At 60.3% G+C, this 25964-nt stretch carries 21 protein-coding genes; 17 read left to right on the top strand and 4 right to left on the bottom strand.

Annotated elements, in window-relative coordinates; genetic code table 11:
• Window positions 1–34 precede the first annotated feature (34 nt).
• The 4 genes from BTUS_RS15835 to BTUS_RS15820 all read right to left on the bottom strand — a co-directional run bounded on the left by BTUS_RS15835 (window position 35) and on the right by BTUS_RS15820 (window position 3377).
• On the bottom strand, window positions 35–262 hold the full coding sequence (locus BTUS_RS15835) for a type II toxin-antitoxin system Phd/YefM family antitoxin (protein WP_041304497.1): 228 nt from the start codon (window positions 260–262) through the stop codon (window positions 35–37).
• A 466-nt stretch (window positions 263–728) separates the two neighbouring features.
• A complete protein-coding gene (locus BTUS_RS18590) occupies window positions 729–1055 on the bottom strand; it encodes a hypothetical protein (protein ID WP_169307990.1) in 327 nt (108 codons plus the stop codon).
• Between the two features lie 206 nt (window positions 1056–1261).
• Window positions 1262–2758, bottom strand: coding sequence for a zinc ribbon domain-containing protein (locus BTUS_RS15825; RefSeq protein WP_123809354.1), 1497 nt, complete (start codon window positions 2756–2758; stop codon window positions 1262–1264).
• Window positions 2655–3377: an IS607 family transposase gene (locus tag BTUS_RS15820; protein ID WP_013077069.1), complete on the bottom strand. Its 723-nt coding sequence runs from the start codon at window positions 3375–3377 to the stop codon at window positions 2655–2657. The genes BTUS_RS15825 and BTUS_RS15820 overlap by 104 nt, the downstream gene beginning before the upstream one ends.
• A 154-nt stretch (window positions 3378–3531) precedes the next feature.
• Here BTUS_RS15820 and BTUS_RS19375 point away from each other — a divergent pair, with 154 nt between their 5' ends.
• From BTUS_RS19375 to BTUS_RS19130, 17 genes are all read left to right on the top strand, one after another.
• Window positions 3532–3771, top strand: coding sequence for a type II toxin-antitoxin system Phd/YefM family antitoxin (locus BTUS_RS19375; protein ID WP_013077068.1), 240 nt, complete (start codon window positions 3532–3534; stop codon window positions 3769–3771).
• Between the two features lie 48 nt (window positions 3772–3819).
• Complete coding sequence (locus BTUS_RS19370) at window positions 3820–4065, top strand: PIN domain-containing protein (RefSeq protein ID WP_083780258.1); 246 nt, start codon at window positions 3820–3822, stop codon at window positions 4063–4065.
• Window positions 4026–4241, top strand: a complete 216-nt coding sequence (locus tag BTUS_RS18585) for a PIN domain-containing protein (RefSeq protein WP_169307918.1) — start codon at window positions 4026–4028, stop codon at window positions 4239–4241. Before BTUS_RS19370 ends, BTUS_RS18585 begins: the two co-directional genes overlap by 40 nt.
• Before the next feature lie 438 nt (window positions 4242–4679).
• Window positions 4680–5981: a transposase gene (locus BTUS_RS15805; protein ID WP_013077067.1), complete on the top strand. Its 1302-nt coding sequence runs from the start codon at window positions 4680–4682 to the stop codon at window positions 5979–5981.
• 400 nt (window positions 5982–6381) lie between these two features.
• A complete protein-coding gene (locus tag BTUS_RS15795; protein ID WP_013077066.1) occupies window positions 6382–7683 on the top strand; it encodes a transposase in 1302 nt (433 codons plus the stop codon).
• Between the two features lie 787 nt (window positions 7684–8470).
• Window positions 8471–8734 (top strand): AbrB/MazE/SpoVT family DNA-binding domain-containing protein, encoded by a 264-nt coding sequence (locus tag BTUS_RS17200; protein ID WP_013077064.1) that lies wholly within the window; start codon window positions 8471–8473, stop codon window positions 8732–8734.
• Window positions 8731–8865: a type II toxin-antitoxin system RelE family toxin gene (locus BTUS_RS18720; protein ID WP_013077063.1), complete on the top strand. Its 135-nt coding sequence runs from the start codon at window positions 8731–8733 to the stop codon at window positions 8863–8865. Before BTUS_RS17200 ends, BTUS_RS18720 begins: the two co-directional genes overlap by 4 nt.
• A 1738-nt stretch (window positions 8866–10603) precedes the next feature.
• Entirely contained in the window at window positions 10604–11677 is a 1074-nt protein-coding gene (locus BTUS_RS15775; protein WP_013077061.1) for a glycosyltransferase, read from the top strand.
• 601 nt (window positions 11678–12278) lie between these two features.
• Entirely contained in the window at window positions 12279–14783 is a 2505-nt protein-coding gene (locus BTUS_RS15765) for a copper amine oxidase N-terminal domain-containing protein (protein WP_013077060.1), read from the top strand.
• Between the two features lie 6 nt (window positions 14784–14789).
• On the top strand, window positions 14790–15164 hold the full coding sequence (locus tag BTUS_RS15760) for a copper amine oxidase N-terminal domain-containing protein (protein WP_083780255.1): 375 nt from the start codon (window positions 14790–14792) through the stop codon (window positions 15162–15164).
• Window positions 15165–15341: 177 nt separating this feature from the next.
• Complete coding sequence (locus BTUS_RS15755) at window positions 15342–16856, top strand: TolC family protein (protein ID WP_013077059.1); 1515 nt, start codon at window positions 15342–15344, stop codon at window positions 16854–16856.
• 407 nt (window positions 16857–17263) lie between these two features.
• Window positions 17264–17920 (top strand): efflux RND transporter periplasmic adaptor subunit, encoded by a 657-nt coding sequence (locus BTUS_RS15750; RefSeq protein WP_013077058.1) that lies wholly within the window; start codon window positions 17264–17266, stop codon window positions 17918–17920.
• Between the two features lie 12 nt (window positions 17921–17932).
• The gene (locus tag BTUS_RS15745) at window positions 17933–19213 is read left to right on the top strand and encodes an efflux RND transporter periplasmic adaptor subunit (RefSeq protein WP_013077057.1); all 1281 of its coding nucleotides are present in this window, start codon (window positions 17933–17935) and stop codon (window positions 19211–19213) included.
• A complete protein-coding gene (locus tag BTUS_RS15740) occupies window positions 19210–20889 on the top strand; it encodes a DHA2 family efflux MFS transporter permease subunit (RefSeq protein WP_013077056.1) in 1680 nt (559 codons plus the stop codon). The genes BTUS_RS15745 and BTUS_RS15740 overlap by 4 nt, the downstream gene beginning before the upstream one ends.
• A 269-nt stretch (window positions 20890–21158) precedes the next feature.
• Window positions 21159–22661, top strand: a complete 1503-nt coding sequence (locus tag BTUS_RS15735; protein ID WP_013077055.1) for an efflux RND transporter periplasmic adaptor subunit — start codon at window positions 21159–21161, stop codon at window positions 22659–22661.
• On the top strand, window positions 22658–25834 hold the full coding sequence (locus BTUS_RS15730) for an efflux RND transporter permease subunit (protein ID WP_013077054.1): 3177 nt from the start codon (window positions 22658–22660) through the stop codon (window positions 25832–25834). The genes BTUS_RS15735 and BTUS_RS15730 overlap by 4 nt, the downstream gene beginning before the upstream one ends.
• The gene (locus BTUS_RS19130; RefSeq protein ID WP_280990926.1) at window positions 25831–25959 is read left to right on the top strand and encodes a hypothetical protein; all 129 of its coding nucleotides are present in this window, start codon (window positions 25831–25833) and stop codon (window positions 25957–25959) included. Before BTUS_RS15730 ends, BTUS_RS19130 begins: the two co-directional genes overlap by 4 nt.
• The last annotated feature ends 5 nt before the right edge of the window (window positions 25960–25964 follow it).

Here is a 25964-nt window from a genome sequence, read left to right as displayed (position 1 = left end):
TAATATTGCACAAAATGAACAAGAATATCAATATTTATTGAGATCTAAGCGAGAAGCTGCGAGCCCCGACCAGAGGGGAACTTCGGAAAAATTCAACCAGACTGGTTTTTGGACGTACCAAACGCTCATATTCCTGAACGGACACCACGACGACCGCGGGTTTCCCGCGCACCGTAATCATCTGTGGACCGTTCCGCATGGCCTTGTGCACGAGTTCACTGAGGCGATTTTTGGCATCCTGAAGCTGCCAGGTCTTCTCCATGACCATCCCTTCCCTCGCCAGATGGGCAAGCGCGGATTTGGCCAGACCGTCTAGCCATATTATAGTCTAAAATGCTGAACCGGGTGAACGGAAACGCAATGGGCCCGCCCTGACAAAGTGACTGTTCCTGACCAGCAGTGACCTTCTTTGATTCGCCCGGTTGTCGAAGGAGCTTTGAGGCGGTGGGCCGCAGGAAGCCGATGGACAGAGCCCAGCACATCTATCCCCTTTGTTCACCTTTTGCTAAACAAGGAGACCGTTTTGTCCGCCCTGATTGGAAAGTGGAGGGTCCAACCAGCACTTGGCCGTGCAGGGCCGGAGAAAATGACGTATTGCTGCGGCCGATGTTTCGTGCTACTATAAAAATGCATAAAATAAGACCATCGGTGCTGCTCACACCGATGGCCGCACAGGAGCCCTCACAAGGGGCGGCTCCTAGAACGCGAAAAGACCGCGATCCTTTGGCTCAGGGGCGGTCTTTTCTGTTGGTGTTGATGATCGCGACAACGAGCACGGCCAAATTGATCGCTATCATGAGTGCTTCGAAAACGCTCATCGCAACCTCACCTCCCTTCTCCCAGGAATGAGGGATGGGAGGAACCGCCCCTGGCAAGAGCCTTGTCCTGTGCGCCTTCAGTATATCTGATTGTTCGACACTTTTCAGCATAATTTTCCGTCGATACAGGGAGACCGGCCTTACGCGTACTTCGACGGGTGGTATCAACAGTTGCCGGAATATCTGATCAAAGCTATCCAACAAACCGCTGTCGGCCTGACCTTTGTCTCCTTCCATCCGGAAGGGAGCCACCCCCGGGGTGGGCGCGCTTCTCGGCGTGTGCTTCCTCCCGCGTCCGGCAAGCCAGGATCGGCAAACCGGCCCCCAAGGAATGAAGCTCAGAGCCATCCCGTACCACACGGGCACTCGCGAAAGGCAGAAGCGTGAACCCCTGTCCCGTCCAGGCGGTTAGCCTCCCGCGAGACCAGAGGGGTATTTTGCCCTCAGGCAACCTCTGGCTTTGGGTCATCCCCTCTCTGGGGATACACGAATGTCTTCGTCCATTTCCGGTACAGGTTCATCATCCCCACAAAATCTGCATCCGCGCTGTACCGATGGTTCGGGTTCTTGCATGTGAACCGCGAGCCCTTGCGTTCCCCGAGCACCTTGCAATGCGGACAGACCTGGGACGTGTAGGCCGGGTTGCGCTCCACCGTCAGAATTCCTTCCCGAAACGCCAAGTCCCGGACCCATTCCATGATCTGTCCGCGCAACCAATACGCTCGTTTGTGGTTCTTCCGCCCGCTCCGGCTCATCTTCTCTTTTGGCGGCCGGTACCGACGCAGGTGCTCGAACACGATCACCTTTGCGCCGTGCTTCTTCGCGAACCGGACAATGGCCACGGCCGTCTGCTTGGCCGCGTTCTCGTCCAGGTTCCGGATCTTGTTCCACAAGTTCGCGTTGTCTTGGACCCCCGGCTGGAGCCGTCCGCTTTGCGCCCGCTTGCGGTGAATGACGGTCAACAGCCGGTGCCGGCGATGGTTCAAGGCCCGGCCGTCCACGAACCTCGTGGCCGCCAGCCGCCCTTCCACGAACGCTCCCATCACCGCCAACCGGTTGGCCCCCAGGTCCACCGCAACCACCGGCATCTGTGGGTTTGCCCGGCGCTGTTCCTCGGCCTTCCGGGGTTTGTCTACGGATTTCTCCATTGGGATGTGGAGCGCATACCGCACCCCGCCCGGATACCGTTTGTCCCGCTTCCCGTACACCGTCAGGGATTTCGCCACCCATGTCCGGTCCCCTTTTTCTTCGCCGGAACCGGCCTGGGCCGTCTTTGACCGTTTCCTTTTCCGAGCGATGCGCTCTTTCTCCAGGGCGGACCCGGCGAGAAGCGCTTCGGCCTGGGCGTGAACCACAACCGGTAGCGACACCTTTTCCCACTTCTGCCCGGTGTGCAGTTTCAAGCTGATGAATGTGTGCCGCTTTTTCTTCCGCGGGGTCAGGTCATACGCGGGGTGCTCGACCATCCCCGCATAAAACGTCACCGGTTCGTTGGGCCTGCCCAGTTGCGGTTCCCGGCCCCGCTTCCCGGGCGGCGCAACCTCCCAGGCTTTCACGGCGCTCGACCAAGATCGGACCTTGCCAATGGCCTGGTTGATTGCCGCCCGCCGCAACTCCGTCGGCATCCCCTTCGCAGACGGAACGTGTTCGTCGAGCGGCCACCCCGGGTTCGGGTGGGCTTTGGTCGCCAAGGTGTGAAACTCCGCGAAGGTCAGCAGTTCTTGGTTGGTGCGCCTTCGTTCTTTGATAGACCCGTCCTTCTTCCGAACCTGGACCGGCTCGTCCAACACGTTCAGATGTGCGGCGAAAAAGTCCATGTAAAACGCAATCACCTGGTTATAGATGTCCTTGGTCCTCTCCAGGGCCTCCCTCTTGCACCGATGGACCTCCCTGTGAATCCCGATCCGGATCGTCTTGATGACCGTGACCAGTTCCCTCACCTCCCATCTCTTTCATGGCCTGCCCAATCTTTTTCCGGAACTCCTGCGACCGCTTGCCGTACATCCGGGCTGAAAACACGGTGATGATCGTCAACAGATCTTCCACCAGCTCCTGCTGGGATGTCTTCGGCTCGGTCTTGTGGGTGGACTCGACCGCCACCCCGTGGCTCTCGAAAAACCGCTCCAGATACCGGTATCCGAACCGCGCCATCCTGTCCGGGTATTCGATCAGCACCCGGTCGATCTCCCCGTCTTCGGCGAGTTTGAGCAGGGCCGCCAGTTGTTTCCTGTTCTCGTTGATTCCCGACGCCTGTTCGGAAAACACCCGGACCACATCGTACCCGCGTTCTTCCGCGTACCGCTCCAGCCGTTCCCGTTGCCGCTGGAGATTGCCGTCCGCCTTTTGTTTGGCCGAAGATACCCGGGCGTAGATTGCCGTCCGGTCCCCGGCCGGTTTTCCCAAAAGCCGCCGCACTTCTTCCACGTCGAACAACCTGTGGTTCCCTGGCGAACGAATGGAATGAATCTTCCCGGCCTTTTCCCAGCGACGGATCGTCTGCACGCTCAGTCCCAGCATCTTTGCCACTTTGCCGATCGGTAGATACTGTGTGTCTTTCATGACTATATATTAGCATGAAACAAGGTTAATGTATATCTATTTTTAACCTCCTTCAACTGCCGGTTTGTGAATTGAGATGAATATGACTGCGGCGACGAAACTCCTTGTTTGATATGATGAAAGAACAGCAAAGCTGATCACAGGTGGTGAGATCATGCGCTTTATTACAGCACGAGAACTTCGAGCGGGCGCGGGGTCTCTGTGGAAACAATTGCGTGACGGGGATGACGTGGTGGTGACATTGAATGGAAAGCCGGTTGCTCTTTTGCTGCCTGCTGACAAACGTTTCTTAGAAACGAGAACTGGAGATCCTGCGGCGGGTTCGAGCGGAATTGGCTTTGGAAGATTTGCACCGAATGTCCTTGGGGGCGGGGAACGATCTGTTGACAGATGAAGAAATCGAAGAGGAGATTCAGACTGTTCGAAAAGGAAAGCGACGCGGATGAGTCGAGTTGCCCGGCCTTTCGTTGTTCTGGACACGAATGTTCTCGTATCCGGGTTTGTCAATCCGTACGGGGCTCCCGCAGTAATTCTTCGTCTTGCGGTACGAGGACAGATTCGTTTGGTTTACGACGTACGGATATTTGCAGAATATACGGAGGTACTGCTGAGGCCGACATTCAGGCTTGCGGAGACTTGTTGCGCACGGTGCTTGATATGTTGCGTGAGCAGGGCTTGGGCGTTGTAGCTTTACCACTGCCTGTTCGCCCTCCGGATCCGGCGGATGAACCGTTTTTGGAAGTGGCGCTGGCAGCTGGCAGGGACGTCCCCCTCATCACCGGCAATGTTTGCTATCCGGAAAACTTGAGACAGGGTGTTCCCATTGTCACTCCGCGGGAATGGCTGGACCGTTACCGGGAGTAAGGTTTCGTCCAAGTGTGCATCATTGACCGGCCCGTTCCTTTTCCCATTGCCTGCGCATGCCCAAAGATTGAAAGGCTTTGAGGCCGTGGCCGCAGGAAACGGATGGAAGGAACCAAGCACATCTATCCCCTTTGTCCACCTTTTGCCAAACAAGGCGACCGTTTTGTTTGCTCTGGGTGGACAGTGGAGAGTCCAGCCAGCACTTGGCCGTGCAGGGCCGCAGAAGAGCCTTTTTCGATGCTGAAAAGGCCAAGACAAAGAAGGGGCGAAGAGGAGGGGCCAGAAAACTTTCCCCCAATGGGTCCCAGGAAAGACAGGGGTTTTGAGGGGAGTGGGAAGTGGGTTCGGGCAAATTCACCCCAAATCCAATAAGACAGGTGAGTCCTCTTTTGTTAGAATGGTAGTTGGACAAATGATCCAACAAGGAGGACTCACCCTATGGCGATTATACCACAACTCGAACTGTTTTCCTGGGAAGAGATCGAGCCGCTTGGAGACCTGGAACGCCTCCGGCTGGTTCTGGAACATCTGCCGGACGAAGCGCTCATGGCGCATCTGGAGAAATCGAGAGGTCATGGACGAGATGACTACCCGGTACGGGCGATGTGGAACTCGATGTTGGCAGGAATCGTGTTTCAGCACCCGTCGATCGAGAGCTTACGTCGGGAACTGTCTCGAAACGGGCAGCTGCGGTCGATCTGTGGGTTGCGCGCAGTTCCCAGCGCAGCCGCTTACACCCGATTTCTCCGCAGCTTGATGGAGCACGGATCGTGGATCGAATCGATGTTCGACGAGCTGGTGAAGGCCCTGAGTGAGGAACTTCCGGAGTTCGGGCGTCGTTTGGCGATGGACAGTAAGGCAATCGCCTCGTGGGCGTCCCGTCCCCCGAAAGAAAAGAAGGAAGACGGACGGCGGGATCTGGATGCAGCATACGGGGTAAAAACCTATCGTGGGACCCGCGAGGACGGGAGTACATGGGAGAAAGTGGTCCGGTGGTTTGGCTACAAGCTCCACCTGGTGGTGGATGCTCAGCATGAATTGCCTGTGGCGTATACGGTGACCAAGGGGTCGCGCTCCGACGTCAAAGAAGGGCATGTCCTGCTGGATGAGTTGGAGAAACGCCAACCGGAGATGTTGAAAAAGGCCGAGGTCCTGACGGCCGATCGGGGGTACGACGACTCGAAACTCTTGAGTCGCTGCTGGGATGAATATGGGATCAAGCCCGTGATCGACACGAGGCGACTGTGGAAAGACGGGGAGCAAACGCGGTTGTTACCGGGACACACGAACGTGGTGTATGACGAGGGGGGAGCGGTGTACTGTTACTGTCCAGAGACAGGGGCCCGGCAACAGATGAGCAATGGTGGATTCGAGAAAGACCGGGGGACGCTGAAAAAAGTATGTCCAGCCAAGGCGTACGGGATCACGTGTCAAGGGCGGGAACAGTGCCCCGTGGCCGGAGGGGTGCGGGTGGCGCTCGCGGTGGACCGGCGGATCTTCACGCCGATTGCCCGGGAGAGCTACAAATGGGCGAAGGAATACCGGTACAGGACGGCGGTGGAGAGGGTGAACAGTCGCTTGGACGTCTCGTTTGGGTTTGAACGGCATACCATTCGTGGGCTGGCCAAGATGCGGGCCCGCTGCGGCTTGGCTTTGTGTGTGATGCTGGCGATGGCATTGGGGAGGGTGCGAGAGAAGCAGCAAGACCGCATGAGGAGCTTGGTTCGAAGCGTGTCCTAAAGGGTACACAATCGAAGAAGGCGGAGCTCCTGGGCCAGGCAACCAAGAACCTGACCCCGGTTTCGCATGGCCTGAACCACCCAACTTGCGGGTGATCAACCAGATAATGGGCATGTCAAGCTCACCACGCCGATGGGATTCGTGCTGAAGGTTCGGGGAAAAAGGGACATCGAAAAAGGCTCCAGAAGAGTCTTTTTCGATGCCGAAAAGGCCAGGAGGGATAAGGGGTAAGGAGAAGGGACCAGAAAACTTTCCCCCAAAGGGGTCCAGGAAAGACAGGGGTTTTGAATGGGAGGAGGGATAGGTTCGGACAAATTCACCCCAGTCCAATAAGACAGGTGAGTCCCTTTTTGTTAGAATGGTAGTTGGCAGAAACCATCCAACAAGGAGGACTCACCCTATGGCGATTATACCACAACTCGAACTGTTTTCCTGGGAAGAAATTGAGCCGCTTGGAGACCTTGAACGCCTCCGGCTGGTTCTGGAACATCTGCCGGACGAAGCACTCATGGCGCATCTGGAGAAATCGAGAGGTCATGGACGAGATGACTACCCGGTACGGGCGATGTGGAACTCGATGTTGGCAGGAATCGTGTTTCAACACCCGTCGATCGAGAGCTTACGTCGGGAACTCTCTCGAAACGGGCAGTTGCGATCGATCTGTGGGTTGCGCGCAGTTCCCAGCGCAGCCGCTTACACCCGATTTCTCCGCAGCTTGATGAGGCACGGATCGTGGATCGAATCGATGTTCGACGAGCTGGTGAAGGCCCTGAGTGAGGAACTTCCGGAGTTCGGGCGTCGTTTGGCGATGGACAGTAAGGCAATCGCCTCGTGGGCGTCCCGTCCCTCGAAAGAAAAGAAGGAAGACGGACGGCGGGATCTGGATGCAGCATACGGGGTAAAAACCTATCGTGGGACCCGCGAGGACGGGAGTACATGGGAGAAAGTGGTCCGGTGGTTTGGCTACAAGCTCCACCTGGTGGTGGATGCTCAGCATGAATTGCCGGTGGCGTATACGGTGACCAAAGGGTCGCGCTCGGACGTCAAAGAAGGGCATGTCCTGCTGGATGAGATGGAGAAACGCCATCCGGAGATGTTGAAAAAGGCCGAGGTCCTGACGGCGGATCGGGGGTACGACGACTCGAAACTCCTGAGTCGCTGCTGGGATGAATATGGGATCAAGCCCGTGATCGACACGAGGCGGATGTGGAAAGACGGGGAGCAAACGCGGTTATTACCGGGACACACGAATGTGGTGTATGACGAGGGGGGAGCGGTGTACTGTTACTGTCCAGAGACAGGGGCCCGGCAACAGATGAGCAATGGTGGGTTCGAGAAAGACCGGGGGACGCTGAAAAAAGTATGTCCAGCCAAGGCGTACGGGATCACGTGTCAAGGGCGGGAACAGTGCCCCGTGGCCGGAGGGGTGCGGGTGGCGCTCGCGGTGGACCGGCGGATCTTCACGCCGATTGCCCGGGAGAGCTACAAATGGGCGAAGGAATACCGGTACAGGACTGCGGTGGAACGGGTGAACAGTCGCTTGGACGTCTCGTTTGGGTTTGAACGGCACACCATTCGAGGGCTAAGGAAGATGCGGATACGTTGCGGTTTGGCGTTGTGCGTGATGCTGGCGATGGCATTGGGGAGGGTGCGGGAGAAGCAGCAAGAACGCATGAGGAGCTTGGTTCGAAGCGTGTCCTAAACGGCACGCGATCGAAGAAGGTGGAGCTCCTGGGCCAGGTAACCAAGAACCTGACCCCGGTTTCGCATGGCCTGAACCATCCAACCTGTGGATGATAAACCAGATAATGGACATACCGAACTCGCCACACCGATGGGATTCGTGCTGAAGGTTCGGGGAAAAGGGGACATCGAAAAAGGCTCCAGAAGATGACGTATTGCTGCGGCCGATGTTTCGTGGTACTATAAATGTGTAAAAAATAAGGCCATCGGTGCGGGGGCACCGACGGCCGCACAGGAGCCCTCACAGGGGCGGCTCCTCCGGTCTAAGCGAAAAGACCGCTATCCCGGTCGGTCAGGGGCGGTCTTTTCTATTGGTATTGATGATCGCAACAACGAGTACAGCTAGATTGATGGCTATCATGAGTGCTTCGAACACGCTCATCATCCCACCTCCCTTCTCCCTTGAATAAGGGATGGGGGAGGAACCGCCCCTGGCAAGAGCCTTGTCCTGCGCACCTTCAGTATATCTGATTGTGCAACACTTTTCAGCACAAATGTTGCTTCGGTGAGCGCCGCCGGGTGATGCGCGATGGGCGGTGGGGCTGCGCCACTTCGTCCGCAGCCGATTGCACAGGATTCGCCGTCGCGGCAGTGGCCTCGTTCGAGGGGGCCCATCGCCTTCCGGGAGCCGGGCCATCGGTGTGCCGACCGACCTTTGACCCCTTTGTGCACAGCGCAAAGAATAAGAAATAAGGCATAATATTTATGAATCAGCAAACCTACCAACGGAAGGGGCGAGGTGACGAATGAGACAAAGCAAAGTCACCAGCCACGGTCAAGTGACAATCCCGAAGTCGATCCGAGGCGCATTTGGCCTCGAGGAGGGCGACGATGTGATATTTGAACGGGTACCCGAAGGTATTCTGCTGCGGTCAAAAAAGGTGCGACTCGTTGATCCGGATGATACGCTGTCTCCCGAAGATCAGGAAGTGGTACAGCGTGGTCGGGAGCAGATCCAACTCGGGGAGTGCGTGGAATGGAATGATTTACGGAAGGAGTTGGAGGAGTGAGTGAGTGGCGCGTGATTGTGTCACGTGAGGCCGCCGCAACACTGCGGCGGCTGGACCGCAAGCAGAAAGAGCGTACAATCCGCGCCATTGATCGGATTGCCAAAGATCCGACACCACAGTGTGCAGCCTAACCAGGAATAGGCCGTGCAAGGCCAAAGAAACTTGGACGGGTGGTAACGATTGTGTTTTCGATACGCACTGGGTATAATCAATCGCAGATATAAACGCTGCTGTTCGCCGCAAGGGGGATGGCAGGTCAAGAACGGAGGCGGAGGATTGGCCGAATGGCCGTGCCAATTCTCCGCCTCTTCCATTGGGGGGAGGGTGGTTCCCGTAGTGCGTGTGGCTGTATTTCTGGACCGAGAGACGGTCTCTGACTCTCGAGCGGGTTTGTCTCGCACTTGGCTACGACTCGGACAGTCCCCGGCTGTTAAAGTGATTTTTGGAAGCCGTTCCGGTGCAAAGCCCGCGTTGCTTCGGGGATATTTTCATGCTACGATAAAGATGCACAAAATAAGGCCGCCGGTGTTGGCGACACCGACGGCCGCCCAGGAGCCCTTCCAGGGGCGGCTCCTCCGGTTTACGCGAAAAGACCGCGCACCCGGTGGCTCAGGGGCGGTCTTTTCTATTGGCGTTGATGATCGCGATGACGAGCATGGCTACATTGATGGCCACCATGAGTGCTTCGAATACGCTCATCGCACCACCGTGTACTTGTGACTGACGACATCCACAACAAAATCTTCCGCCTGTTTTGACTCCATCATGAACGTATACCCGTTATAGCTGAGAATGTCATCTGTCCTTCAATCCTTGAATGGTTTCCCGGTACCGTTCGATGTCGGCGGATAAGACTTCGAAGAAATGCGGGTCAAGCCCCGGCGGAATGCTCGGCGCTTTGCGGATGATGATTTCATGGTTTGACTCGTTGACCGTAAGCTCGACCTCGTCCCCCATATCCAGTCCAAGAGCCTGCAGCGCCTCCTTTGTGAACGTGATGCCGACGCTGTTGCCGAGCTTCGTAACCTACTGGCATACTTGGCGCAATGGGATCACCTCGGCATCGCGGATTTCCGAAGCTCATCCACCAGTCGTTAAAACCGTTTATAACCATTATACGTATCGATGTTAAGTTTGGTGGCGATAATACAGCGCGCTTGTTATCGCCCAATTTTGTTCTGACCAATAATTTACAGGAGACCCCCCGACAAGGGCGTGCTTCTGTACTGAGGAAACAGGACTTGAACAGCGGATGACGTACTGCTGCGGGCGATGTTTCGTGCTACTGTAAATGTGTAAAAAATAAGGCCAACGGTGCGGGGGCGCCGATGGTCGCATAGGAGCGCTCACAAGGGCGGCTCCTCCGGATTAGGCGAAAAGACCGTCAACCCAGTGGCTCAGGGGCGGTTTTTTCTAGTGGTATTGATGATCGCGAAGACGAGTGCGGCTGTATCGACTGTGCGAACACTTTCACACAGCGCCCTCTCCTTGGATAGGAGAAGGGCGTTCTTTTGTGCCGTGAACGGTTGCACCATCCCTGGTTTCCGGGGCACGTGCGGAAGCCTCCGCGGGGCGTCTCCATACAGGTGCCGTCCTTGCTTCCGCAAGCCCCGCTGCGGCTCCTACGATGTCTTTCCTTTTGCTCTCAGCCCTTCCGTCAGCAGTGCTGCGGCCAAGGGGGCCTGCTGTGGGGGGCTTACCGTGACGCGGGCGACGGCGGCCTGGCGCACCACGAGCGAGGAGCCTCTGCTGACAACCTGTTCCCCCACAAAATATCCCCTCGCCCACACCGCCGATGCTCTTCCCTCTTGCCAACGCCCTCCCGGTGGTCTACGATCGGAAGGGAATACGGCGCGAGGAGGCCTTGGGATGCGGGTGCTCACCATGATCGGCGCGGGGGAGTTCGGCGGCGCGGAACAGCACGTCTTCGACCTGCTGCGAAGCGTCAAGCGGGTGGAGCCGCGCCTGGCCGTCTTCTACGAGGGTGAGTTGGCCTCCCGCATGAGGGCGGTGGGGGTGCCGGTGCGGGTCTTGTCCCGCTCCCCCTGGCGGGCCATCGCCGAGGTGGTGGATTACGCCCGGGCTCAAAACATCGTCCTCCTTCACACTCACGGGGTCCGGGCCAACGTCATCGGCCGCCTGGCGGCCCAAAGAGCGGGCGTGCCGGTGGTTACTACCGTCCACAGCGTGCTTGCGACAGACTATCCCGACCCCCTCAAACGGTGGCTCTTCGTCGGCCTGGAGCACCTGACCCGGCGCCAGACCGACCGATTCATCTGTGTCTCCCGGGCCCTGCGGGACGACCTCGCCGCCGGGGGCATTCCTCCCGAGCGCCTCACGGTGATCCACAACGGCATCGACATCTCTCGTTTTCATCCCGACGGCGACGCCGTGTCTCTCAACCTGCCCCGCCCGCTGATTGGCACCGTGGCTCGGATGCACGCCGCCAAGGGCTATGACGTGCTCCTCGATGCCGCCCGGGAGCTGGTCAAGGGGGGCTTTGTCGGCAGCTTTGTTTGGATTGGCGACGGTCCGCTCAAAACGCAGCTCGCCCGTCGCATCCAGGAGGCGGGTCTGGAGGAGCGGGTGCGGATCGTCGGCTATCAACCAGATGTCGAGCGGTGGTTGCGGGCGGTGGATGTGGTCGTGCTTCCGTCTCTCTCCGAGGGGTTCGGCCTGGCGCTGCTTGAGGCTCTGGCGTGTGGCAAGCCGGTGGTGGCCAGCCGGGTGGGAGGCTTCGCCGAAGTGGGCGAGGGGTTGGCGGGAGTGCGCCTGGTGCCCCCGGGGGATCCCTATACTCTTGCCGCTGCGGTGGACGGCATGGTCCGGGAACGGGTGGTCCTCCCCGATCCGGACGCCGTGGCGAGCCTGTACTCGCTAGAGCGCATGGTGGGGAAAACGGAGGAGGTGTACGCCGAAATCCTGGCGAAAAGGTCCCTCTAAAAATCCTTCGCATAGAAACGATGATTTGCGAATTTGCGCCGGCCGGAAAAATGAACTAGACTGAGAGCACTCGCGGATCCGGAAGATTTCTGGGTGGGTGAGAAAGGAGAGACGCCGCCCTTTACCTTTGCCGGCGGACAGACTATAATAGCATTCGTGGGATTTTGGCTATTTTTCCCGCGAGCGGTTGGGAGAAAAGATTCCCCGGTCCCGGGAACCTTTTCGAAGGTCTCGTCGTCAGTACTAGTGAAAGGCCCGAGGGGAGCGGGTTGCGGGTGAGGAAGTGAAGGCGAAGCCGCACATCGCGCCCCGGAGGGCTGAGCGCAGAGACCCCAAGGATTAGCATGTTCATGCAGGCCCGGTGCGATGCGCCCGGCCCACTACACGCCACTGAAGGGAGTGATGCGGCCCCGCAGGGCGGCGGATACATAACCAGGCTTTCTTCGATGATTGGAGTCGCGCACAGTGTCGTGCGCTCAGCCAAAGGGAAGAAAGCCGGCTGCAGATCTCCGGCCCGAGTGGGGACGACCATCCAGAAAAAGAACCACCTGCATCACGCCTCATTTCAGTAGACACACACGGGGGAGGAGAAACGAAGGTTATGAAGCGAGGCAAAAAGGCTCTTGCAGTACTTTCCACCGCAGCCCTCTTCGGCACCACGCCGGCGGCTGTGACGTTGCCCTTCTTGACCGCGACGGTGGCCCATGCGGCTGGTACGGCGACGGCGCTGGTCGTGCCGAATATCAATAGTTCGGCACAAATCGCCGACTTGGGCACGATTGATCTGTTCATTCCGAAAGGCGCTTTGGCGAGTGGCTCTGACAACCAGGTCACCCTTCTATTGCCAAACGGCTTTCAGTTTGACCCTGCGGTTATTGGAAGCGACTGGACTGAGGCCGACGTTACTCAAGGGGTAAGTGCAGCTAACGTATCAGTGGCTGCGCTACCGGGTGGCACTACACCGTCCACTATTTCCTATAATGAGCAGATGAATAATAATGTAAGCTATGGGATCACAGTAGCCCCTGTAAATAATAGCCGTCCGATGACTGCTCAAGATAATGTTACCAAGCGGGTGGCGGCGCCGTATGTGGACTTGGCAACGACCTCGGGGGTATTTAGCGGTACGGTGGGTGTAGAGTGGCAGATCCCGAGCGCCACATTGTTAAAGATAAAATTTAATCCTCAGCCAGGCTGGAGTCAAATCGATGATGTGCATCTCCTTGTGCACCTGCCCAACATCAATGTGACTGGTCCTTCCGACGGTCCCGTTAATGCGACGTTGATTGCGCCATCGAACAGTGCATTGCCGACGGGCACTGTAACTGTTGCGAATGTGGTGTCTTCCGGAAAGGTCGATCTGGCAGCCACGGACACCCAGAGCAGCAGCGATGAGTTCACGTTCAACCTTGCCGTGAACGAGGAAGTTGCTGGATCTCTTAAGACGAGCACCAATGCGCTGAAATTGAAACTGCCCAGCGGGTTTAAGTGGTATACAGATTCACAAAATGCGCCCGCAGCTCTGGTGTACGGCCAAGATGCGAAGGCGAAAACTAATCTGCAAATTCACGTTCAGGATCAAGACCTTTGGATCTCAACAACGGACTCGACTACACAAGCTAGCGGCTGGCTAATTACAGGGTTGCATTTCTATGTTGATGACGAAACCGTGGCTCGAAACGGTGACGTAACGGTTCAGATCACCGGTGCATCCAGCACAAACGTGTCGAGTCTGGTTGTTGGCCATTATGGTCAGGTTGGTTTTGAATCGTCTGTGGTGAGCAAGCCGACGCTCATTGCAGGTAAGAAGGAGCAGATCATCGGCGATATCATCATCAAAGAGACAGTACCTGGTTCCTTCATCGATGGCCGTACCGTGACGTTGCAGCTCCCTGATGGAGCCCGATGGGAAACCCCCTTCGAAAACAGTAAAGATGCACAAAATGGCAACTATGTGGGGTCAATTACCGCCACCAACGGCCTAGGCACTCCAAAGGTAGTTTATACGGACACTGACCGCAGAACCCTGAAGCTGATCGTCAACGGGAATTCCAACAAGAATTCCACGAACCCAGGCGAGATTGACCTTCGGAATATGCAGGTTGCCTTGCAACCCGGATTCAGTGGAGATTTGACAATTCAGCTCGGTGGCAGCGAGGGTGTGACCGGGAACATCACGGTAGCTACCGTCCAGACGCCCATCTCTGTGAAGGCGGATACGACGCCGAACGTGATCGTCGGTGCGGGCGGTCAGGCAATCGGTACAATTACACTGACCGAGAACGTGGCGGGCGGATTTGCCAAGAACTCGGATGTGGGATCGGGATATAACCAGGTGCACATCGAGTTGCCGTACGGCGTGCAATTTGACGGAACTCCGACGGTCGAAGTCACCCAGGGCGATCTGCGGATTAAGGATGTGTCGTCCGGGCTCGGCTCCAACAATAAAGGATATCTCGACTTCTATGTGGATGCCGAGAGCACGACGCCGAGCCAGATTACGATCTCGAATGCAAAGCTGAAACTTGACCGCACGGTCCCGCAGGGCGACATTGTCCTCAAGGTAAAAGGGCCGGCGGTGTCTTACACGGCGTACGCCAAAGACGCCAACCCGGATCTCAACAGTCCGTTTGCGGTGCAGACATGGCAGGACAATAACACCACCGCTGCCAGCACGACCATTGCCACCGTCACCACCCCGGCTCAGTCTGGGTCGAACGTGGCGACCTTCACGGTGGGCAGCACCACCTACACGGTCAATGGCCAGCAGCAGACCATGGACGTGGCGCCGTACCTCAAGAATGACGGCCGGGTGATGCTGCCGGTGCGCTTTGTCGCAAACGCCTTGGGCGTGAGCGATGACAGCATCATCTGGAACCAGAATGATAAGTCCGTCACGATCTTCAAGGGCGGCAGCGTCGTGAAGATGACCCTTGGCAGCAACACCCTGATCGTCAACGGCACGGCGGTCCAGATGGACGTGGCGCCTGAACTGTACAACGACGGTCGCGTGATGCTCCCGATCCGCTGGGTTGGCCAGGCGCTCAACGCCAACATCAGCTGGGATCAGGCGACTCAGACCGTGACGGTGACGACCCAGCAATAAGTCGCGATATTCACGGCTGGGAGGGCGGCGTACAGGCTGAACGGCGTATCGATAGCGATGGATGTCGCGCCCTACATAAGGGACGGGCGTATGATGGTTCCGCTGAGATACGCCGCCGAAGCCCTGGGGGTGAACGGGGAAGGGATCGCGTGGGATGAACGCGACCAATCCGTTGCCCTCACCAAGGGAAGCCTGTCGGCGATCTTCACCGCCGGCTCCACACGCCTCATCGCACGCGGAGTGCCGGTGACGATGGACGTGGCTCCGGAGTTGGTGAACGGTCGCCTGGTGCTCCCGGTTCGCTGGGTTGGTCTCGCGCTGAACGGTTATACGTATTGGGACGAGAGCGCGCAAGAGGCGATCATTACCTCCCAGTGGTAGGGAAGATCGAGGATGCCGCTGCGCCCCGATCCGGAGGGCCCCATGATGGGGCCCTTCCCCTTCATGGGGAAAGTTGCCCGAGGCAACCAAATGGGCTCACGGCGCTTGTTCTGCATGCCCGGCGGGTCTGAGAACGGCGGGTGAACAACCTTCGAATGGGAAAGGAGGAGATTGCGCTTGAAGTGGAAGCCAGTGGCGGTTCTGACATTGACCTCGATGCTGGCGGGGGGCGTTCCGGTGTTCGCGGCGGATGCTCAACCGCAGCCGGTGCAGGTGGTTGTCAACGGCCAGGCCCAGCAGTGGACCTTCATGCCCCAGTGGGTGAACGGCCAGGTGTTTGTGCCCGCCGACCAGTTGGCGAAGGCCTTCGGAGCGACACTCAAGCAAGATGATGGGGCGAAAACCGTGACGCTGTCCAAGGGCTCGCAAACCGTCACGCTCACTGTGGGCTCCGGCATGGCCTGGCGGGGCGGCAGTCAGGTTCAGTTGCCGGCGGCGCCCATGGCGTTGAACGGGTCAATCCTCATTCCGCCGAACCCCGTGGCGCAGTGGCTGGGCGGGGACAGCGAGTGGATCGACGGCAGGAAAACCCTGGTGTTGTCGACCCAGGGAGCGATTACCTCCGGGGTCTCTCCGGACACGACGAATGTCCCCTTGACCTACGAGAAAGCGCTGGAGCTGGCCTACGCCAATAGTTACAAGGTGAAGAATGCCCTGGAAGACATCACGCGGACCAGCAAGGTTCTGGACAAAGTCTCGGATAACGTGGAATTCGTGCCCGCCCGGGGCGGCGATACCACGACCACCCAGATCTATGCGGGGTATGCCCAGGCATCCATCGCCCACCAGATGTCCTTCCGGGCGTACACCATGGCCCAGGATGTGGTGACCTACGCCGTAAAACAGGCGTACAACGGCATCCTCCAAGCCGAGGCTCAGCAACAGGCGGCCGAAGCGGCGCTGAAAAACGCCCAGGTCCAGGCGAACATTGCCACGGTTGGCCATCAGTACGGGACTGTGAGCGACATCCAGTGGCAACAGGCCATGCAGGGGCTCCAAGCCGCGAAAGCCGGTCTTGAGGCGGCCAACAAGGCGGTGACCGACGCCTACCAGCGGCTCAACAGCCTGACGGGGCTCCCCACGGATGCCAAGTACCAGGTGGTGGACCAGCCCCGGGTCGACGATCTCAACAACGTGGATCCCGAAGCCCAGGTGGCCCGGGTGACTTCGGACAGCCCGGCGATCTGGCAGGCCGAGCAACAGGTCAACCTCGCGAAGCTGCAGCTTGACCTGTACACCTTCAACGACAAGATGAACCCGGACCCGTATGAGGCGAAGCAGATTGATGTGCAAAAGGCGGCCAACACCGTTCAGGATCTGCAAGACCAACTTTCCCGGGCGGTGCGCTCCGCCTACAACGGGCTGCTTGAGCTCCGGGATCAGTATCAATCGCTCCAGTCCCAGCTCGCGGCCGCCGAGCAAAGCCTGAAGCTCGCCCAGATCCAGTATCAGTACGGGACCGGCATCCAGGCCGACGTGGTGGCGGCCCAGGCCAAGGTGGATCAATTGAAGCAGCAGCTCGCCAACACCGCGGCCCAGTTCGACAATCTCAAGATGGTTTTTGAGAAGCCCTGGGTGGCCGGCGGATCGGGGAGCACATCCGGCACCTCGAGCGGCGGGTCCGCGGGTTGATCCGGCGGGGTCGGGGCATCCACCTTTTCTGAACCACGCAACAGCCAAACAACAATCCTTCCCAGATGATAAAAAGGCAAGAAATCCGGCGCAAAAGCCCCTCCCTTGGCCGGCCGCGACTTGTGGCCGGCGTTCTTTCTTTTTTCAAACTCTGTTCACGTTTGCCGCTTTGCGTTAATATAGAATACACCGAGATCGTTCGCACACTAACGATTTCGCGGAAGGAGGGCGGTGGGAGCCTCGGCCATATCCGGCAATTGGGCACGACGAGTCTTTTTTTGTGCGTAAAGAATCATGTCGCTGGTGCCTGTGCGCTGCCGCTACGGCAAACCCGACAGAGAGAACGCCCACCCCGGGCTTGCGCCGGGCATCGGGCGAAGAAAGAGGGAGGGACCATTGACGCGGTCATGAAGCGAAAGATCATCCTCATCATCCTCGTGATTGCGATCGTCGTCGGCGGCGGGGGCATCGGCGCCTATTACTGGTACCAGGCGTCCCATTACGTAACCACCGACGACGCACGGATCGACGGGGACATCTACCGGGTGATGCCCCGGACGTCCGGGAAGCTCACCTCGTTGAACATCCGCGAAGGGGACTACGTGGTGGCCGACCAGATCGTGGGCCAGCAAGATGTCAGCAATCTGCCGAACAGCCTGCTCGACAACGCCCTGCTCCGGGCGCCCGCCAGCGGGACGGTGATCAAGACCCTGGCCAAGGTGGGGGAGGTGGTTTCACCGGGACAACCGGTCGCGCTCATCGTCAACAAGAAGAATCTGTACGTGGAAGCGAACATTGAGGAGACGAACCTCGGGAAGATCCGTCTCGGCGAACCGGTGGATTTTACGGTGGACAGTTTTCCCGGCCTTCGTTTTACGGGTAGGGTGATGGACATCGGCCAGGCCACCAATTCAACGTTCTCGGCCATTCCGGCGCTCAACACCAGCGGCAACTTCACCAAGGTCACCCAGCGGATCCCGATCAAGATCAGCATTGACGACCAGCACGGGGCGGACCTTTCCCCGGGGATGAGCGCGGAGATCCGCATTCACATCAAAGGATAGGAGGGGGACGGGATGAAAAGAGGTCCGAAGAACCTTGGTTTGTTCATCGCCGCCTCTTCCGCGCTGCTGCTGTTGCTCTCCGGCTGCGGCTCCGGAGCCACATCGGCGCCGGCGGCGCTGACCGGGCCCGTGGTCCAGGTGTTCACCGTGGCCGGCGGCGGCCAGACGGTGACCGGCAAGGTGGCGGCGGCCGATTCTGTGCAGGTTTCCTCGAAATTGGGGGCAAGGGTGACGGCGGTCCACGTCAGCGAGGGATCCCGGGTACATAAGGGGCAGGTCCTGGTGGAACTCGATCCCACCGACTATACCGCCGCTGTCAACCAGGCCCAGGCCGGGCTGCAACAGGCCCAGGCCGGACTCGCGGCCGCCCAGGCGAAGCTGGCCGACACCCTTGCCGGCGCCCGGGAGCAACAGATTCAACAGCTCCAGGCGGCGGTGGAGCAGGCCCAGGCGGCGTATGACACCGCCCAGGACAACTTGACCCGCACGCAAAACCTGTTTAACGCCGGGGCCGCACCCCAGTCGGCGCTGGATCAGGCCCAGCTCGGGTTGGCCCAGGCCAAGGGGGCACTGGATCAGGCCAAAGCCCAGCTCAGTCTGGCCCAGGCCGGGGCCACGGCGAACACCATCGCGGCGCTCAGGGCCCAGGTCGACCAGGCCCGGGGGGCGGTGAACCAGGCTCAGGCCGCATTGCAGGCGGCGCAGAATAACCTGGCGAACACGAAGATCACCGCGCCCATGGACGGCGTGGTCGCGTCGAAAAACATCAATCCGGGGGAGATGGCGGCCCCGGGGGTGCCCCTGATGACCCTGGTGAATCTCGACACGGTGAAGGTGGACGCCAGTGTGCCCCAGACCCTTTTGCCCGGGCTTCACACCGGCCAGACGGTGGCGGTGCACGTGGCCGAACTGGGGGATCAGATCTTCACAGGGACGATCACCTTCCTCAGCCCGGTGTCCGATCAAAACAACAACACCTTCCCGGTGGAAGTCACGGTGCCCAACTCGGGCGGCCAGCTTCGGGCGGGGATGGTGGCGGACGTGACCTTTGCCGGCGGCGAGGCCGGGGTGGAGATCCCGGTGAGCACCTTGGTCAAGCAGGGTGGCCAAACGGCGGTTTTCAAACTGGAAGGGGACAAGGCTCGTCGCGTGGCGGTGCAAGGGAAGCAGAAAGACAACAACTGGTTTATCGCCGCGTCCGGGGTGAGCATCGGCGATAAACTGGTCATCCAGCCCCCGACTGATCTCAAAGACGGCGCCCAGGTCCAGGTGCAGGGAGGGAAGACCCCGTGAGCCGGGAGGACGTGGCCGCGCAGCCGGGCGGTCCAGGCGGCCCGGCGGCTGGCGCCGGGGATCGCCCGGGTCCCGGGGCCGGGTCCGGAGGGCCGGCCGCCCCCGATGAGGTCGTGGAGGCCCAGTGGCTGGCTCTGGTCGTCATCATCCTCGGGGCCTTTATGGCGATCCTCAACAACAGCCTGATTAACGTCGCCCTGCCCCAACTCGCGAATTTTTTCGGGGCCTCCACGGACCAGATCCAGTGGGTGCTGACCGGCTACACCCTGGCTTCGGCCATGGTGGTGCCCCTGAGTGGTTTTCTCGGTGACCGGTTCGGTTACAAAAAATCCTATTTGATCTCCGTTGTGCTATTTGTCGCGGCGTCGTTTCTGTGCTCGGTCGCATGGAGCACTTCGGCCCTGATCGGTTTCCGGATTTTGCAGGGGTTGGCCGGGGGGACGCTGATGCCCCTCAGCATGACGATCATCTACAAGATCATTCCCCGGCACCAGATCGGGCTGGCGCTGGGAATCTGGGGGATCGCGTCCATGGCAGCGCCCGCCGTGGGCCCGACTTTTGGAGGCTACTTGATTCAATATTTTTCCTGGCACCTGCTGTTTCTGGTCAACGTACCCTTTGGACTGCTAGCCGCCCTTTTCGGGATGATATTGCTCCGGGAAACGCCGATCCAGACAGACCTCGGTTTCGACACGGCGGGGTTCATCCTCTCCATGGTGGGCACCGGGACACTTTTGCTGGCGCTCAGCGACGGCCAAAAAGAGGGCTGGGGGTCCTTTTACATTGTCAGTCTCTTCTTTATCGCCGTCTCCGCCCTGAGCCTTCTGGTCTGGGTGGAGCTCGGCACCGCCAAACCCCTGGTGGACCTGCGGCTGTTCAAGAACCCGACCTTCACCATCAGCACCATCACCTCCAGTCTCGTGATGGTGGGGCTGTTCGGAGGGGTGTTTCTGACACCTCTGTACTTGGAGAATATCCAGGGCCTGTCGGCGATGGACACGGGACTGCTTCTCATGCCCCAGGCTCTGGCCATGGCGCTGATGATGCCCGTCTCCGGCAAATTATTTGACAAGATAGGCCCGGTGCCTTTGGGGGTCGTGGGAGTGCTGCTCCTGGCCGCCATGACGTATCATCTGCACAATTTGGCCTTGGATACGCCGAATTCCTGGCTGACGTGGGTCTTGGTCCTTCGGGGTTTGGGGATCGGTCTTTCGATGATGCCGTTGACCACCTCCGGGATGAACGCGCTGCCGCCCGACACAATCGGCCGGGCGTCGGGGCTGGGCAACATGGTGAGGCAGATCAGCGCCTCATTCGGCATCGCGGCGCTCACCACGATTCTCCAGCAGCGTTCGGCGGTGCAATTGTCCCGGATCAGCGACGGGGTGACCATCGACTCGGTGCCCTTCGCCCAGCTCCAGGCCCAGGTCAGTGCCGGTCTGGGCCAGGCCGGGTTGGATCCGGCGACAGCTGCGGGCGGAGCGGCGGCGGTCCTGGCGGGCCTCATCCAGAAAGAGGCGGTGACCCGGGCCGTCGCCGACACGTTCATGGTGGCGTCGATCCCGCTGTTCTTTGCCCTGCCGCTCATTTTCTTCCTGAGGAGCCGGCCGAAGGCCCAGCCGGCCCACACCGGTTCCCCTGCGGCTTCGGCCGCTCCGGCGAAGGCTGAAGGATGACGCACTTGGTGTTGTACTCCACAGGATCTTCAAGAGTTTTTCACAACCCGTCGACAATCCGGCGATACAATGGCCTCAGATGCAGCCTCGCCCGCCTCGTCACGGAGGCGGCGCGGGGGTGCGGCGCCGCCGGCCTCTGGATCGGGGCGGGAGCGGAGCCCGGACCTTCGCCGGGCACCCGTTCGGGGCCGCGGGCGGCGCATCTCCGCTCGTGCGTCGTCAGAGGTACGCCAATTCCGGGAAGAAACCGTCCTCGAGGGAGGAGAATAATGAGACCACACCGCCTCGCACTCACGCTGGTTGCGGCCCTTGTCCTGGGCGCGCCCCTCGCGGGGTGCGCTGGGGGCAAGCCTGCCGCCACGCGCCAAGCTAAACCGATCCCCGTCGAAACTACAGTGGTCCGGATGGGGGATATCGGGGGGAGCCTCACCCTGACCGGACAGGTCCAGGCGACCGCAGTGACCAAAGTGGCGCCAAAGCTATCCGGGAAAGTCGCCGCAGTCCTGGTGAAGGCCGGAGACGCGGTGGCCGCCGGACAAGCCCTGGCCAGGATCGACACCAGCGATCTGGAGCATCAGATTGCCCAACAGCAGGCGGCGCTCCAGGTCGCCGAGGCCCAACTGAACAAGGCCCGCTCGGACGCCCAAAACGGGTACACCCAGGCGAACTCTGCCTTGACCCAGGCCAAAGTGGCCCTGGATGATGCAAAGACCAATTATGAGCGCACGAAAAATCTGTTTGATGCCGGCGCGGCCTCCCAGCAGCAGCTCGATGCCGCAACGGTGACCCTGCAGACCAAACAGGCGGCGTATGACGCGGCGCTCCAACAGGTGCAGACCGCGGCTCCGGGGGGCAATCCGCTTAACCAGGATGGGATTAAAGTGGCCCAGGCCCAGGTGAATCAGGCCCAGACGGCCCTTGCCACCCTGCAGAGCCAGTTGGCCGAGGCCACGGTCACCTCGCCCGTTGCCGGGGTGGTGGCCTCCCGGGACGTAGAGCCCGGGGAGTTTGCCGGCCCGCAGTCGTCGGTGGTCACCATTGCACAGATCAATCCGGCTAAAGTAACGATCCAGGTGCCGGAGAACCGGATAAACGATCTCAAGGCCGGGATGTCCGTCAAGGTGCAGGTCCCGGCGGCGGGGATGGATGCGTCGGGCACCCTGTCGAGGATTGATCCGGTGGAGGATAATACCACAAAATCCTACGGCGCCGAGGTGGAGATCCCGAACGGGGACGGACGGCTCAAACCCGGGATGGTGGCCCAGGTTACGATCGACGGGCTGACCCCGGCCCGGGGGCTGGTTATCCCGGCTTCGGCCATGGTGGAGACGCCGGATGGCCCGAAGGTCTTCACCGTGGAGAATAACACGGCCCACCAGCACTTGATCCAGGTCGGGGCGGTGGACAGCCAGCACGTCCAGGTCCTGAAAGGCCTCAAAGAAGGGGATGTGCTGGTCATCTCCGGCCAGGACCTGCTCGGCGAGGGCGCCGCGGTGACCATTGTGCAACCGGGTTCGGGCGGCGGCTCGGGCGGCAACGGGAGTCCCGGTGCGAGAACTCCGGGCGCCGCCGCAAACGGCGGGGTGAACAATTCTGGCGGCGCGGGCAGCCCGGTCAAGGGCGGCCTCGCGCCCGGCGGGCCGGGTGCGTCTTCGCGCGGATCATCGGCCGGTCGCGCGACGTCGGCTGTCATGGGCGCCTCCTCCTCGGCATCCTGGGACGGGTGGGCCTCACGGGACCAAAGCAATCGGGCGCGAGGTAACCTGTCATGAAGATCGCGGATTTTTCGGTAGAACGTCCGGTCACGATCTCCATGATCATGGTGGTGCTGATCCTGCTCGGAAGCATCGCCCTGCCGCTGTTGCGGGTGGATCTCTACCCCACCCTCAGCATTCCGGTGGCGGTGGTGACGACGACCTGGAACGGAGCGTCCCCGGAAGAGATGGAGCAGCAGGTGAGTAAGCCTATCGAGGCCGCCATGGCGACGGTGCAGGGGGTCAGCGAGGTCGATTCCAGCTCCCGACAGGGCGGATCCTTGGTCGTGGTGCATTTCAACTATGGCGTCAATCTCGACCAGGCCATGCTCAACATGCGTGACAAACTGGATCGGGTGCGAAAGGCTTTGCCCGACGGGGCGGACACGCCCCAGGTGATGCGGCTGGACCCGAACAGCATGCCGATCTTGAGCATTGCAATGTCCGGCCCGATGGACCCAGTCGAGTTGCAGCGGCTGGCGTCGGATGTGGTGGAGCCCCGGCTGTCCCGGGTGAACGGGGTGGCTTCGGCCACGGTGAGCGGGGGGCGGCAGCGGCAGATCCAGGTGGTCCTGGGTCCGGCCAAAATGCAGGCTTACGGGATCTCGATCAATCAGGTGCTTCAGGCCATTCAGGGGGACAATACGTCGGCGGATGCCGGAGTGGTGGACCAGGGCACCCGGCGGGTCACCGTGCGAGTGATCGGTGATTTTCAATCGGTCCAGGATCTTGGGGATGTGCCCATCCATCTCTCCGGGTCGCCGTCCGGCGCCGCTGGCCCGGGCTCCGCCGGGGACGTTCCCGGGGTTCCGGTCCTGCACCTGAGGGACATCGCCGACATCCAGGATACCTTCGCTGAGGTCACTCAGTCGGCCAGACTCAACGGGCAGCAGAGTGTGAGCATCGATGTGTACAAAGTGTCGGACGGCAACACCGTCCAGGTGTCGGACAACGTCCGGAAGGAGCTCGACACCTTGCAAAAGCTTTTGCCGCCGACGGTAAAACTCAGTGTCATTTCTGACCAGGCGACGTTTATCAAACAATCCATCGATACCGTTGTCAACCACACCCTGCTCGGGGCCCTGTTTTCGGTGGTGGTGCTCTATCTGTTTTTGCGCCGGGTGCGCACCACGCTGGTCATCGCCGTGGTGATCCCCATCTCGGTGATCAGCACCTTTTCGTTGCTCTATTTTAGCGGACAGACCATCAATGTGATCACTCTTGGGGGTCTGGCCTTGGGACTGGGGTCCCTCGTGGACTTCGCCGTGGTGGTGCTGGAAAGTATCTTCCGCCACCGAAGCGAGGGTGCCGGCCCCAAGGAAGCGGCGAAGGTGGGGACGGCGGAGGTGGGCACCGCCGTCATGGCATCGGCCCTGTCGCAGATTGCGGTGTTTTTGCCCATCGCTTTCACCCAGGGGCTGGCCCAGCAGTTGTTCGGCCCCCTTGCCCTGACGGTGAGCTTCTCCCATATCGCCGCATTGTTCGGCGCCCTTACGCTGGTGCCCATGCTGGCGGCGCGATGGATTCCCGAGATGAACGAGGAGGAGGAACTTCGCCGGGCGGCCCGGTGGAACCCGGTGGCGGCCTTCGGCCGGGGGATTCAGACCCTGAATCGGGGGTACGGGCACCTGCTCCGCTGGGCGCTGGGACATCGCAAAACGGTGATTGCCGCGACCCTGGCACTCTTTGTGGCGAGTGTCGCCATGGTGCCATTGATCGGATTCGAGCTGACGCCCACCGTGGACAACGGGCAGTTTCGGGTTTCCATTGAAACGGGCACGGGCACCAATCTGCAAACGACGGATCGGGTGGCGACCCAGGTCGAAACCGTTCTCCACAGGATTCCGGAGGTCGATCGGGTGTTCACCCAGCTCGGCGGCGGGGGGCAGATGGGCTTTGGCGCCGCCGCTTCCACCGACCGGGCGAACCTGCAGGTGGAACTCAAGCCTCTGGCCGAGCGGCACCGGTCCACCGAACAGGTGATGGAGCAACTCCGCCAGGAGGTGTCCCGCATTCCCGGCGCAAGAATCACCGTGAGCGCCGGGGCCGGGCCCCAGATTGGAGCGGGGGGCGCCCCCATTCAGGTTCAGATCTCCGGACCGGATGTCGCGGTGTTACAACAACTGAGCGATGAGGTGCAAAAAGCGCTTTCCGCGGTGCCGGGCCTGCGGAATATCCAGAGCTCTCTGGACCGCCAGGTGCCGCAATTCCAAATCCTGGTCGACCGACAGCGGGCGGCCCAGTACGGGCTGTCGGTGGGGAGCATTGTCTCCGCGGTGAGGACGGCGTCGGCGGGGAGTGTGGCCACCCAGTACCGGGCAGCGGATGCGTCCATCGACGTGCTGGTGAAATACCCGGACTCCTTCACCCGGCAGTATTCGAACCTCAGTCAGATCATGATCGCAGCCCCCACCGGGGGTCAGGTGGCCCTGGGGGACGTGGCGAAGATCGTGCCCGGGGTGGGGCCGGCGACCATTACCCGGGTCAACCAGAACCGGACGGTCACCGTATCGGCGGAGTTGTTCAACGTGCCCCTGGGGAACGCCCAGCAGGCGGTGAGGGCCAAGCTGCAGGAACTTCCGCTGCCCGACGGTTATACGGTGCAACTCGGCGGCCAGGCCAATGACCTGAACGACTCGTTCCGAAGCCTGGGGCTGGCGATGCCACTGGCCATCGTGTTCGTCTACATGGTCATGGCCAGTCAGTTCGAGTCCCTGTTCAGTCCCTTTATCATCATGTTCTCCCTGCCGCCGACTTTCATCGGGGCGGCCCTGGGGCTGGTGGTGACCCACCGGGCGCTGAGCATCGATGCGCTGACCGGCATGATCATGGTGATCGGGATCGTGGTGAACAACGCCATCGTGCTGGTGGACTATATCAACCAGTTGCGCAAGCGGGGGCTAGCGCGCAACGACGCCATTGAGCAGGCGGGCCCGATCCGGCTGCGCCCGATCCTGATGACCACCGCCACCACGGTGTTGGCCATGTTGCCCCTGGTGATCGGCTACGGTGAGGGCGCCGAGGCCCAGGCGCCCATGGCCACGGTGGTGGCCTTCGGGCTCACGGTGTCGACGCTGGTGACCCTGGTGCTGGTACCTGTGGTGTACACCCTCTTTGACGATTTCGGCCACTGGATCCGGCGCCGGTTGGGGCGGGTTTTCGGCCGCCGGAGCCGGGAGGCCGAGGCGTGAGCCTTGGCGATGAAGCGGTTGTCGCCGGTCCGCGGGGACGGGCGGTGACCGCTTTGTTGTTTCGGGGTGCCGCATGGGGCCGACCGGGCCCATCTACCCTTTACGGAGCCGGGAAAGTTCAATAGAATCG

Source organism: Kyrpidia tusciae DSM 2912 (genome assembly GCF_000092905.1).
GTDB lineage: Bacteria > Bacillota > Bacilli > Kyrpidiales > Kyrpidiaceae > Kyrpidia > Kyrpidia tusciae.
Note: the sequence above shows the minus strand (reverse complement) of the source record. Positions and strands in the feature narration are given on the sequence as shown.